The sequence below is a fragment of the Phyllobacterium sp. MT110 genome, assembly GCF_058792715.1.
Window position 1 is genome coordinate 1,976,496 of sequence record NZ_JBXAFE010000001.1, and the last position, 12,955, is coordinate 1,989,450.

Annotated in this window: 9 protein-coding genes; 5 read left to right on the top strand and 4 right to left on the bottom strand. The window is 60.7% G+C overall.

Annotated features, from left to right (window positions below; genetic code table 11):
• Together AC1Q5O_RS10040 and AC1Q5O_RS10045 are read left to right on the top strand one after the other, a co-directional pair.
• Positions 1–1,223: OmpA family protein (locus AC1Q5O_RS10040; protein ID WP_492562699.1), on the top strand; the 1,223-nt coding region annotated here is incomplete at its 5' end.
• A 130-nt stretch (positions 1,224–1,353) separates the two neighbouring features.
• Positions 1,354–1,878, top strand: coding sequence for a TIGR00645 family protein (locus AC1Q5O_RS10045; protein WP_403177294.1), 525 nt, complete (start codon positions 1,354–1,356; stop codon positions 1,876–1,878).
• Positions 1,879–2,351: 473 nt separating this feature from the next.
• Here the strand turns inward: AC1Q5O_RS10045 and rpoD are convergent, their stop codons facing one another.
• Both rpoD and dnaG read right to left on the bottom strand, forming a co-directional pair.
• Positions 2,352–4,376, bottom strand: a complete 2,025-nt coding sequence (rpoD, locus tag AC1Q5O_RS10050) for an RNA polymerase sigma factor RpoD (RefSeq protein ID WP_105732097.1) — start codon at positions 4,374–4,376, stop codon at positions 2,352–2,354.
• A gap of 305 nt (positions 4,377–4,681) precedes the next feature.
• Positions 4,682–6,652, bottom strand: coding sequence for a DNA primase (dnaG, locus tag AC1Q5O_RS10055; protein ID WP_346306725.1), 1,971 nt, complete (start codon positions 6,650–6,652; stop codon positions 4,682–4,684).
• A 383-nt stretch (positions 6,653–7,035) separates the two neighbouring features.
• Between dnaG and AC1Q5O_RS10060 the strand changes: the two genes are divergently transcribed.
• Positions 7,036–8,706, top strand: a complete 1,671-nt coding sequence (locus AC1Q5O_RS10060) for a Na/Pi cotransporter family protein (protein ID WP_492562702.1) — start codon at positions 7,036–7,038, stop codon at positions 8,704–8,706.
• A 557-nt stretch (positions 8,707–9,263) separates the two neighbouring features.
• Here the strand turns inward: AC1Q5O_RS10060 and AC1Q5O_RS10065 are convergent.
• Positions 9,264–9,713 carry a GatB/YqeY domain-containing protein gene (locus AC1Q5O_RS10065; RefSeq protein WP_223612634.1) on the bottom strand — a complete coding sequence of 150 codons (450 nt, stop codon included), beginning with the start codon at positions 9,711–9,713 and terminating at the stop codon, positions 9,264–9,266.
• Positions 9,714–9,996: 283 nt separating this feature from the next.
• Between AC1Q5O_RS10065 and carA the strand changes: the two genes are divergently transcribed.
• A complete protein-coding gene (carA, locus tag AC1Q5O_RS10070) occupies positions 9,997–11,235 on the top strand; it encodes a glutamine-hydrolyzing carbamoyl-phosphate synthase small subunit (RefSeq protein ID WP_492562704.1) in 1,239 nt (412 codons plus the stop codon).
• A gap of 166 nt (positions 11,236–11,401) precedes the next feature.
• Here carA and AC1Q5O_RS10075 read toward each other — a convergent pair whose 3' ends face one another.
• A complete protein-coding gene (locus AC1Q5O_RS10075) occupies positions 11,402–12,322 on the bottom strand; it encodes an aldo/keto reductase (RefSeq protein WP_492562707.1) in 921 nt (306 codons plus the stop codon).
• A gap of 159 nt (positions 12,323–12,481) precedes the next feature.
• Between AC1Q5O_RS10075 and AC1Q5O_RS10080 the strand changes: the two genes are divergently transcribed.
• Positions 12,482–12,955 (top strand): nuclear transport factor 2 family protein, encoded by a 474-nt coding sequence (locus AC1Q5O_RS10080; protein ID WP_492562709.1) that lies wholly within the window; start codon positions 12,482–12,484, stop codon positions 12,953–12,955.

Below are 12,955 nucleotides of genomic sequence, written 5' to 3' on the forward strand. Positions count from 1 at the left end.
AACCCGCTGCAGAAAAACCCGCGCCGGTCACCGAACCCGCAGCAGGCGAAAAGCCCGCAACCCCTGTCGAGGCTGGAAAACCCGCACCGAAGGAACCATCGCCGCTGCCGGAAAATGCCGCGCCAGTGCTCGACAGCCAGAAACCCGCGCCGCCGGCCAAGGGCACGGGCGGCCAGGCCGCCGGCAAGCCGGCCGCTGCAACGCCGGTTGTCCAGCAGCCCGCCGTTCAGGCCCCGGCCACGCCGCCCGCACCGCCGCCGAAGAACGATGCGGACGTGCAGAAGGCGCTTGTCCCGGTCAGGATCGAGCCCATCCGCACCGAGGAAGGCACCCGCATCAAGCAGGCGCCGCGCGAGGAGCGCCCGGCCGACGTGCAGGTGATCAAGCAGATCGACAACCGCACGATCGTCGAAGTCAACAACAACATCTTCGTGGAGAGCTCCGACCGTCCGCGCATGTCGCGCGATGCGCAGGATGTCTATTACGAGAACCTGCCGCGCAACCGCACCCGTGAAACCATCGTGCGCGACAATGGCGTCCAGGTCGTCACGATCCGCAACCGTTATGGCGATGTGATCCAGCGGTCGCGCGTCATGCCCGACGGGCGTGAGGTTCTGCTGAGCTACACGCCGGATTACGACCGCGAGGAACGCTATCAGTGGCGCGATCCCGGCCTTGACCTGCCGCCGCTGGTGCTCGATATCCCGATTGCCGACTATATCCTCGATGCCGATCAGGTGCCGGAAACCGACGTCTATGACTTCTTCTCCCGCCCGCCGGTGGAACGCGTCGAACGCATCTACTCGGTCGACGAGGTCAAGCGCTCGGCCCGTATCCGCGACAAGGTCCGCCGCATCGATCTGGACACCATCACCTTCAAGTTCGGTTCGGCTGATATCACCGAAGACCAGATCCCGCATCTCGACAGCGTTGCCAAGGCGATGGCCGAGATCCTGAAGAAGAACCCGGCGGAAACCTTCCTCATCGAAGGCCATACGGACGCCGTCGGTTCCGATCAGGCCAACCTCGTGCTGTCGGACAAGCGGGCTGAATCGGTTGCCCAGGCGCTGACCAATGTCTTCGGCATCCCGCCGGAAAACATGGCGACGCAGGGCTACGGCGAACGCTACCTGAAGATCAAGACCGACGGTCCCGAACAGCAGAACCGCCGCGTCGCCATCCGCCGCATCACCCCGCTGGTGCAGCCGCTGGCCAGCAAATAGCCTGATCCGCAGGCTGTCATGCGAAAACCCGGACCTCGGTCCGGGTTTTTTGTGACGGCCGGTGGTTTTGTCTTGAGTTCGCCGTCCGCATCGCTATCTGATGCATGAGATCAATCGGACCCTGCTGTTTATGAAACGTATCGAAATATTCATCGAAAACATCATCCTGGCGTCGCGCTGGCTGCTTGTTGTTTTCTACCTTGGGCTTGCCGTTGCGCTTGCCATCTATGCCTTTTCCTTTGCCGGAAAGCTGCTGGATTTCGTCATGAAGGTGACGAGCCTCGACGAAACCGAAACGATCCTGAAAATGCTGGGATTGATCGATGCGGCGCTGGTCGCCAGCCTCGTGGTGATGGTCATCATCTCCGGCTATGAAAACTTCGTCAGCCGCTTTGACCAGGCCGATGACGTGCACTGGCTCGGCACGATCGATGCCGGTTCGCTCAAGATCAAGGTGGCATCGACCATCGTCGCCATCTCGTCGATCCATCTTCTGCAGGTGTTCCTTAACCTGACGAAATACACGACGGAACAGCTGACGTGGTTCACGGTGATCCACCTCGCCTTCGTCTTCTCCGCGCTGTTCCTTGCCTATATCGATAAGATCATGGCCAAGGACAAAGGCGCGAAGAAATCGAACGAGCCGTCCATCTGAACCGAATGAAACAAAGAGCCCGGATTTTCCCGGGCTTTTTCTTGTCTGCCCGCATAAAACCACAGGCTCGATCATATCGAACGCGATCATATTGAAAAGGCCACCAAGGCACACGCGACGGACGGCGCAGCACGTGATGCGCAATGAGTGCACGCCCCCCAAGAAGGAGGGTAACAGTGGTGGCTCCTGCACCGCTTTTTGCCTGAGCTTCAAATAGTTGCATCGACATAGTGCGTGGTTCGACAAGCTCACCATGAGGGAGACGGAGGATTGCAGGGAGCCGTATTCTGCGAGACTGTTCAGACTGCAATGTTTCCGTTTAGCCTTGCAGCACCACTCTCCCTCATGGTGAGCTTGTCGAACCACGCACTATGTCGATGCAGCTGTTGGCTGATTGTACCACTCACCCGATCAAGCAAAACGGGATGGGTTTTCACCCATCCCGTCTGCATTTCCAAACTGTTGTCTGCGGTTTAGCTGTCGAGGAAGCTGCGCAGCTTGCGCGAGCGGCTCGGATGCTTGAGCTTGCGCAGCGCCTTGGCTTCGATCTGGCGGATACGCTCGCGCGTCACCGAGAACTGCTGGCCGACTTCTTCCAGCGTGTGGTCAGTATTCATGCCGATGCCGAAGCGCATGCGCAGCACGCGTTCCTCACGCGGCGTCAGTGAAGCGAGAACCCGGGTCGTCGTGTCGCGCAGATTGGCCTGGATGGCCGCATCGATCGGCAGAAGCGCATTCTTGTCCTCGATGAAATCGCCGAGATGTGAATCCTCTTCGTCGCCGACCGGTGTTTCCAGCGAAATCGGTTCCTTGGCGATCTTCAGCACCTTGCGCACTTTTTCCAGCGGCATGGCCAGCTTTTCCGCCAGTTCTTCCGGCGTCGGTTCACGGCCGATTTCATGCAGCATCTGGCGCGATGTCCGGACGATCTTGTTGATCGTTTCGATCATGTGCACCGGAATACGGATGGTGCGCGCCTGATCGGCGATCGAACGGGTGATCGCCTGACGGATCCACCAGGTCGCATAGGTCGAGAACTTGTAGCCGCGCCGGTACTCGAACTTGTCGACCGCCTTCATCAGGCCGATATTGCCTTCCTGAATGAGATCGAGGAACTGCAGGCCGCGGTTCGTGTACTTCTTGGCGATGGAAATCACGAGACGCAGATTGGCCTCGACCATTTCCTTCTTGGCAAGAGCTGCTTCGCGCTCGCCCTTCTGCACCTGGTTGACGATGCGGCGGAATTCCGAAATCGAGATCGCAGTTTCCTGCGCCATGTTCTGGATTTCCGTGCGCAGGTTCTTGATCGTGTCTTTTTCGTTCTTGGTGAACTCTTTCCAGCCGCGGGTGGTAAGGTTGGAAACGGCCTTCAGCCAGTTTGGATCAAGCTCGTTGCCCTGATATTCCTTAAGGAAGTCCTCGCGGCGCACGCCATAGGATTCGGCAAGACGCAGCAGACGGCCTTCGTTCTGCACCAGACGCTTGTTGATGTCGTAGAGCTGGGCAACCAGCGCTTCGATACGGTTCTGGTTCAGCGACAGCGACTTCACCGCCTTGATCAGCTGATCCTTCAGTTCCTTGTAGCGGCGTTCCTGGCTTGGCGACAGGGAACCGGAGGCAGCGAGGCGGTTTTCTACCTGCTGGTCCTGCAGCTTGCGCAGCTTCTTGTAGGTGTCGGCGATGACGTCGAGCGTTTCCATGACCTGCGGACGCAGCTCGGCTTCCATCGCGGCGAGCGACAGATTGGCTTCATCATCCTCGTCATCATCATCTTCAACGGGCGTATCGCCGCCGACATTGGTGATGTCGTCGTCGTCGCGGCGGCTGCGCGAACGGTCATTGCCGGCGGCCGGCTTTTCTTCCTCGACGCGCTCGATCACCGGAGCCTGCTTGGCCTCGGGGCCCGCATAGGTGGTTTCAAGGTCGATGATTTCGCGCAGCAGAATCTGCGAGTCGTTCAAGGCATCGCGCCAGATGATGATGGCCTGGAAGGTCAGCGGGCTTTCGCACAGCCCGGAAATCATCGTCTCGCGCCCGGCCTCGATCCGCTTGGCGATGGCGATTTCGCCTTCGCGCGACAGAAGCTCGACAGTGCCCATCTCGCGCAGATACATGCGCACGGGGTCGTCGGTGCGGTCGGTCGGCTCTTTCTTGGTCGTGGTCGGGGCAACGGCGGTGCCGGTTGCGTCGGCAAGCTCGCGGGCATCACTCTCGTCGTCGCTGTTGTCAGCTTCTTCGGCGTCCGCATCCTGCTCGTCGTCTTCGACAACGTTGATACCCATGTCACTGAGCATGGCCATCGTGTCTTCGATCTGTTCGGAAGTGACCTCTTCGGACGGCAGAACGGCATTGAGCTCGTCCATCGTCACATAGCCGCGCTTTTTGGCGAGCTTGATCATCTTCTTGACAGCGTCATCGGAAAGGTCGAGAAGCGGTCCGTCCGGCGCGCCTTCGCGCTCGACTTCTACTTCTTCGTTTTCCTTTGCTTTCGTTGCCATATTCTATGTCTCCAAGCGACGTTTCGCTTTGTTCATGCATGGGAACTAACGAGTGCGGTGGCGCACCGGTTTCCCTGCAGCGTCAAGGTAATAAATGATCGACTAGCCGAAATCCCGTTAATGCCGGATTAACCTTGTTATTCCGATGGCGAGCACATTGTATATTTGCCGTATTTGCCGGTTTTTCAGCCAAACCTACAAACATCAACCCAATATTTTCAATTCCGCGCAATCTGATTCCGTCATTATTGACCCACGTCAACCCCGACTCAACTGATTCGCGGCAAAAAAGCGAATCAATTTCGTCAAAAACCCTTTCCGGACCGTCCGGAGGGGATTCCAAAGCCCTCGATCAGTGCTTCCGTCGCCTGGGCGTTGCGGATGTCGTTCTGAATATCGAGCAGCCGGTTGAGGTTTTCGTCGGTCGTTTCCGTCGCCAACGCGGTTTCAGCTACTTTCAGCTCTTTATGTAGTGTGCTTGCGCGCTGATGCAAGTGAACGGCCTGCCGCAATGCTTCGAGCGCATCCTCTTCCGCCGCTTCCGCCGTCGCCGTCCACATGCGGGCGCGCCGCACGAGGGCCTCGAGCGCCTCGATCAGCGTGCCGTGTCCGGCCTCTGCCATGGCCTTGCGCATTTCCAGCCCGTCCACCACGTGGTGCTCGGCCAGGGCATTGAGCATGGCGGAATGAAACCGCTTCAGGTCCGGGTGGCTGAATTCCAGCCGCACCACCGTTTCGAAATCCTCTTCGATCAGCCGGGGATGATTGAACAGGGTCATCAGGATGGCGGTCTCGCGCAGGGGCGGCGCCGCCGACGTGGTCTTGACCAGCACCGAGCGGGCAAGACTGTCGGAAACGGCGAGCCGCCCCGAGGCTGCGCCCCTGCCCCGCTGGCCATAGCCGTTCTGGTTGCCATAGCCATTCTGGCCATTGCCGCGCTGGTCGCCGTCGCGCCGGTTGTTGTTGCTGCGCTGGTTCGAGCCGAAGAACTGCTGGATGCGGTCGCGCACATCCTGCGCATAATGCCGGCGCACATTCTCGTCGGCGATCAGCGCCGTCATCTGCTTGAGCCGGGATTCCAGTTCGGCGCGCCGCTCCGGCGTATCGAAAACCCCGCCGCTGGTCTCGCGCGTCCACAGCATGTCAGCGAGTGGCCTGGCATCGTCCAGCACCGCCTGAAACGCCTGCGGGCCCGATGCCTTGACGAGGTCGTCCGGGTCCTTGCCTTCCGGCAGCACGGCAAAGCGCAGCGACCGCCCCGGCTTCAGCGCCGGCATGGCCAGATCGATGGCGCGGTAGGCCGCCTTGATCCCGGCCTGATCGCCGTCGAAACACAGCACCGGCTCCGGCGACATGCGCCAGAGCAGATCAAGCTGGTCTTCCGTCAGCGCCGTGCCGAGCGGTGCGACCGCCTGGCCAAAGCCCGCCTGCGCCAACGCAATCACATCCATATAGCCTTCGACCGCGATCACGGCCTTGGCGGCCTGCCCCGCCTGCGGCTGCGCGGCGCGCCGGGCACGCAGGGCGTTGAACAGCACCTTGCCCTTGTGAAACAGCTCGGTTTCGTTGGAATTGAGGTATTTGGCCGGGGCATTGGGCGTCAGCGCCCGGCCGCCGAAAGCGATGACCCGCCCGCGCAGATCCTCGATCGGGAACATGATGCGGTCGCGGAAGCGGTCGTAGGACACTGGCTTGTCGTCGCCATAGACCACGAGGCCGCAGGCTTCGATCTGTTCGCGTGTCGCGCCTTTCAGCGCCAGATGCTCCTTCAGCGCATTGCGGCTCTCCGGCGAATAACCCAGCCGGTAGGCATGCTGGGTGGTTGCCGACAGGCCGCGATCGCGCAGATAGGCCCGCGCCTTGGCGCCTGCCGCCGACTGCAGCTGCTCTTCGAAGAATTTCGTCGCCATGTCCATGACGTCATAAAGCGTGGCGCGCTTGGCCTCGCGCATTTCCATCTCGGCATCGCGCGCCGGCATGGGAATACCGGCCATATCTGCCACGCGCTGCACCGCCTCGGGAAAGCTCAGGCCCTCGAGTTCGGTGAGAAACTTGAAATGATCGCCCGTCACCCCGCAGCCGAAGCAGTGGTAGCGGCCCTTGCGGTCCTCGCAATGGAAACTCGGCGATTTCTCGCCATGGAACGGGCAGCACGCCCAGAAATCACCCTTCGGCGCGTTGGTTTTTTTCCGGTCGAACGACACCCGCGTGCCGATCACACTGGAAATCGGTACACGCTCCCTGATCTCATCGAGAAAGGATGGCGGAAATCGCATGCTGCTCTTCGTTCACTTCATCCGGCGATTCGGGGGCTCACGCCCTGAATGCCTCCATTTTCCACGGTTTCAACAGCTGTCTGCAGAACCGGTTCCATATTGCATCATATCGGGGGGCGGTGAAAGGTCTGCAAGCCAGTCATCCCCCGCTCATCCTATCTTTTTGATTTAATTATCAGATCGCATATTGAAAAGCCGGCTCATCATTACCGGTACGGCCAAAGACTGTCATAAAACTGTTACACTTTGTCAAAAACGACATAATTTTTCTTAGCCGGAACATATTTTTTCCCCTTTTGGATTGATATGTTATCTTAATAATTGGCAACTAGAATTGGTCTGGTTGTATACCGCATTTTTCCACCTCGTTAGGATTGGCTCAAGTGAACGGTTCGACAGTTTTATTGCATCTCGCAGGTGCGGTGGCCCTTCTCTTGTGGGCCACGCGCATGGTTCGCACCGGTGTCGAGCGCGCCTATGGCGAACGCATGCGCCAGAGCCTGCGCGGCGTGCTGCACAATCCCGTCCTTGCCGTCCTCTGGGGTACGATGCTTTCCATCGCCCTGCAGAGTTCGACGGCCGTCAGCCTGCTCGTCGGCTCCTTCGTCGGTTCCGGCATTGTCAGCGGCATTTCCGGGCTCATGGCGGTGCGCGGCGCCGAGGTCGGCTCGGCACTCGTCGTGCTGATCCTGAGTTTCGACCTGACCCTGCTGGTGCCTCTGTGCCTGCTCGCCGGCACCGTCATCTTCATGTCGACCGAGCGCGGCGACTGGCGCCAGATCGGCCGCATTCTCGTCGGCATCGGCCTTCTCGTGCTGTCGCTCGAGATGACCGGCCAGGCCACCGAGCCCCTGCGCAACAGCGACCTCCTGCCCGTCATCGTCAGCTATCTGAGCACCGACCCGGTCACCGCCTTCATGCTGGCGGCGCTGATGACCTGGCTGTTCCATTCCAGCATCGCGGCCATCCTGCTGCTGGTCACCTTTGCCTCGCGCGGGCTGATCGATCCGGAACTGGGCGTCGTCATGGTGTTCGGCGTCAATCTCGGCTCGTCCTTCATCGCGCCGCTGCTGACCCGCAATGCCGCGCCGCAGGCGCGGATCGTGCCGATGGGCAACCTGCTGATGCGCGGCGCCGGTTCCCTTGTCATCCTCATCGCCTACCTCACCCTCAAGCCATCGGTGGCCTTCCTCGGTGCGGCACCGGCCGACCAGATCATCCATGCGCATATCCTCTTCAACATCATCATCCTGCTTGCCGGCGTGCCGCTGTCGGGCCTCGTCCTGAAGGCCACCAAGGCCATCGTCGCGCTCAATGCCCCGGCGCCGCAGACGCCATCGCTGGAACAGGCGGAGCTCAGCGCGCTGGATGAAAGCGTGCTCGATGCACCGAGCCTTGCCCTTGCCAATGCCACCCGCGAGACCGTACGCGTCTGCGAAACCGTGGAAATCATGCTGCAGCGGATCATCGGGCTCTACGAGAATCCCGAGCAGGCGCGCATCGACGAATTGTCGGGCCTCGATGACAAGGTCGACCGCAAGCACGCCGCGATCAAGCTTTACCTGGCCAAGCTGACCACGCGCGCCCTGTCGCCGCAGGAAGTCAGCCGCGCCCAGGAATTGCTCGGCGCCTGCGTCAAGCTCGAACAGGTCGGCGACATCATCGTGCGCAACATGCTCGCGCTCGTGCAGAAGAAGATGGACCGCAAGCTGAAATTCACCGATGAGGGCTGGCTGGAACTCAGCAACTTCCACGCAAAGGTCCTGACCAATGCGCGCATGGCGTTCAACGTTCTGGTGTCGCGCGACAGCGAAATGGCGCACCAGCTGGTGCTGGAAAAGGATCTTCTGCGCGATCTGGAAAAGCAGAGCAGCCAGCGCCACTTCAGCCGCCTGCGCGAGGGTACGCTGCGCAGCCTGGAGACCAGCTCGATCCACCTCGACACCATCCGCGACCTCAAGCAGATCAACTCGCTGCTTGCCGCCATGGCCTATCCGGTGCTGGAGGAACAGGGCCTGCTCAACACCACCCGCCTGCGCGCGCTGAACAACTGATTTATCGTTCTTCACCCCCCTCTGGGCTGCCGCCCATCTCCCCCACAAGGGGGGGAGATCACATTGGCAGGAACGCTTTCGCGCTATTCTCAATGTTGAAGATTGGCTGAAACAATCGTGACAGCTGATCTCCCCCCTTGGGGGGAGATGTCCGGCAGGACAGAGGGGGGTGAAAAGTAATTGGACTGAAACTTATCCACCACGTCCCAAGCCGAGATATTCTCATCCCTGTCCTTTCCGGCGGGAATGCTTCCGGAAACCTTCGAAAGTCAGGAAAGGACCGGCACTTCATCCCGCAGGGAAAACCTGCGGGATGAGGAGGTTGCGCTGAGGCTGTGCGCGTTTCCGATGAGGAAACAAGGCAGAACAGGCAAGGCCTGAAATCGCCGGGGCGGGTGGTCCCAGGATCGCAAGCATAGCATACCACATACCCCAAGACCCGCGTTCCAGGGACCGCCCGTCTTTCCTCTTTTGCAATGGCCAGATGCGATCGCGGGCGTGGCAAGGCAATGCCGCGCCCGGCGCATCCCATCCGCTGTGCGTGCCGTGTCAGCAGCTTACTGCAGGATTTCCTTGACGATGCCGCTGGCCTTGGTGAAGTCCATCTGGCCGGCGTATTTTTCCTTCAGCGCATTCATGCACTTGCCCATGTCGCGCAGGCCGCCCGCGCCGATTTCCTCGATGACCTGCGAGCAGGCCTGGCGGATATCCTCGTCGCCCAGCTGCTTGGGCAGGAAGCCCCGGATGATCTCGATCTCGCTGCGCTCCTGCTCGGCAAGCTCAAGCCGGTTGCCGTCCTCGTACAGCTTGGCGGATTCCTCGCGCTGCTTGATCATCTTGGCCAGAATCGCGCTGATCTCGTCGCCCGTGACCGGGTCCTTGCCCGATCCGCGATTGAGAATATCCCGATCCTGAATGGCGGCCATGATCAGGCGCAGCGTCGAGACGCGGCGCTTGTCCTGTGCCTTGATGGCGGTTGTCAGTGCCCCGGCGATGGTATCGCGCATGGCTTTACTCTCCTGTTGTCCGCGCAGCCTACCGGCGGGTCCGAACGAAATCAATCATCGCGGCGGACCGGTTCGGCACCGATTTCCACGAAGAGTTGTCGTGTCGCAATTGACCGGAAGCGCGGTTTTCTCTAAGGTCCGTGACCTAGCCAGACATTTTGGGTTGTTGCAGCGGTGGTAAGGTCAATCGACCACCGCGTTCAGCCATGTCATATGGAATACCGAACGGCATTTTTCAATGCCCAATGAAGAACGACGACGCAAGCCCACGCAGGAGTGCCGCATGACCGCCCCGATAACGACAGACGCAGGTGCAAAGACCGCAGCCTGGACAGAATTCAAGCCGACAGCGGTGCTGGTTCTGGCCGATGGAACGGTGATCGAGGGCAAGGGACTGGGTGCGACCGGCGCCTGCGAGGCGGAAGTCTGCTTCAACACCGCGCTGACCGGCTACGAGGAAATCCTCACCGATCCTTCCTATGCCGGCCAGATCGTCACCTTCACCTTCCCCCATATCGGCAATGTCGGCACCAACCGGGAAGACATTGAAGACCTGACCCCGGCCAACCGCGCCGGTGCCGTCGGCGCCATCTTCAAGGCTGACATCACGGCACCGTCGAGCTACCGCGCCGCCGAACATCTCGACGATTGGCTGAAGGCGCGCGGCGTGATCGCCCTTGCCGGTGTCGATACCCGTGCGCTCACCGCCCTCATCCGCGAAAAGGGCATGCCCAATGGCGTCATCGCCCACGATCCCGCCGGCAATTTCGACATCCCTGCCCTGACCAAACGCGCTGCCGCCTGGCACGGCCTGCTCGACCTCGATCTGGCCAAGGACGTCACGTCAGGCCAGAGCGCGGTCTGGACCGAGAAGCCATGGGTGTGGAACGAGGGTTTTGACCAGCAGACCGCACCGGAATTCCACGTGGTTGCCATCGATTACGGCATCAAGCGCAATATCCTGCGCCTCATCGCCGGCCTTGGCGCCAAGGTCACCATCGTTCCGGCCACGGCAACGGCGGACGACGTGCTTGCCCACAAGCCCGACGGCATTTTCCTGTCGAACGGCCCCGGCGATCCCGCTGCCACGGGCAAATATGCGGTTCCGGCCATCCAGGACCTGATCAAGACCGACATTCCCGTGTTCGGCATCTGCCTCGGTCACCAGATGCTGGCGCTGGCGCTCGGCGGCGACACCAAGAAGATGCATCAGGGCCACCACGGCGCCAACCATCCGGTGCGCGACGACACCACCGGCAAGGTCGAGATCGTTTCGATGAACCACGGCTTTGCCGTCGATGCGGATTCCCTGCCCGACGGTGTGGAAGAAACCCACGTCTCGCTGTTCGATGGCAGCAATTGCGGCCTGCGCGTCACCGGCAAGGCCATCTTCTCGGTGCAGCACCATCCGGAAGCCTCGCCCGGCCCGCAGGACTCGCACTACCTGTTCCGCCGCTTCGCCAACCTGATCCGCGCCCGTCAGGGTCTTGCGCCCCTGCCCGAGCGCGATCAGGCCGCCTAAGATAAATATTGCATCCCCATGGTGCGTGGTTCGACAAGCTCACCATGAGGGAGGACGAGGATTGCAAGGGGTATGTTCTGCAACCTTTGCAATTTGCATTGAAATCAGCCCACCTCCCTCATGGTGAGCTTGTCGAACCACGCACAGCGGGAATGCAGCTTATAACTTAAGCAACGTCCCGGCCGGTACTGGCTTTCAGGATGGCAAACCATTGCTGGCGCTCGAGCGTGATATCGAGCGCCGCCACCATTTTCGCCAGGCGCTCCCGCTTCAGGCTGCCGAGCACGGGAACGAGCCGCGCCGGATGGCGCAGCAGCCAGGCAATGGCAACCGCCGAGATATCATCGACACCCAGTTCAGCCCCCACCGCCTGCAACGCGGCACGCACGCGCTGCTCCTGCTCGCCCGTGCCGGTAAACAGACTACCGCCGCCAAGCGGTGACCAGATCATCGGCGCATAGCGCAGGCGCTGGGCGTGATCGAGGCTGCCATCGGTGAGCGGCGCCGTTGAGGTGACCGACATCTCGATCTGGTTGGTTACAACGGGAAATGGCAGGCGCGAAGCCAGCAGATCGATCTGCGACGGCGTGAAATTCGACACGCCCACGGCGCGCACCTTTCCGGCCTTCACCACATCCTGCAATCCCGCCGCCGTGTCATCCGCATCCATCAGCGGATCGGGGCGGTGCAGCAGCAGCACGTCGATATAATCGGTCCTGAGGTTCTGCAGCGAGCGGTCGACGGACGCCTTGATATGCGCCGCGCTGGTATCGTAGTGCTTCACCCGGTTCTCCGGGCGCTGGTCCGATGTCAGCATGATATCGCATTTGGTGATCAGCTCGATCGACTGGCGCTTGCCGCTCCAGCCGGCAAGGCCCGCACCGAAAGCCGCCTCGACACCATAATTGCCGTAGATATCGGCGTGGTCGAAACTGGTCAGGCCAAGCGCAATCGCCTCATCGATCAGGCGCGCCACCTCGGCCGGCGCCGGCTTTGCGCCCTGATCGAGCAGCCGCCACGCGCCCAGCACCAGCCGGGACAGCGACAGACCTTCGGAATTGAGCGGGATACGGTTTTGGGCGGACATGGAAAACCTCGTTTCGGCGGGTGGGACCCGTTGCATATCGTAAAGGGAGGGCCAGTCAAAGGTGCGCATGCGAATCTGCGATCCTCGTTGACAATAATGCACGGCGATTGTACCTATCGATACAGACTTTACCAATCAGTACAATCCATGGAGATGACCATGCCGGAACAACGCCCGCCACTTCCTCCCTTTACCCGCGAGACTGCGATCCAGAAGGTCAGGGCCGCAGAGGACGGCTGGAACAGCCGCAATCCCGAACGGGTGGCGCTTGCCTATAGCGTGGACAGTTACTGGCGCAACCGGGCCGAGTTCATCCAGGGCCGTGATGCCATCGCCGCATTTCTCACGCGCAAATGGAACCGCGAGCTCGATTATCGCCTGATCAAGGAGCTGTGGGCCTTCACCGGCAACCGCATCGCCGTGCGATTTGCCTATGAATACCATGATGATTCCGGCAACTGGTTCCGGGCCTATGGCAACGAAAACTGGGAGTTTGACGAGAATGGCCTGATGCGCACGCGCTTTGCCTGTATCAATGATCTGCCGATCGGGGAATCCGAGCGGAAGTTTTTCTGGGACCGCGCCGCCTCCCGCCCGGCTGACCATCCGGGCCTGTCGGAACTCGGCCTCTGA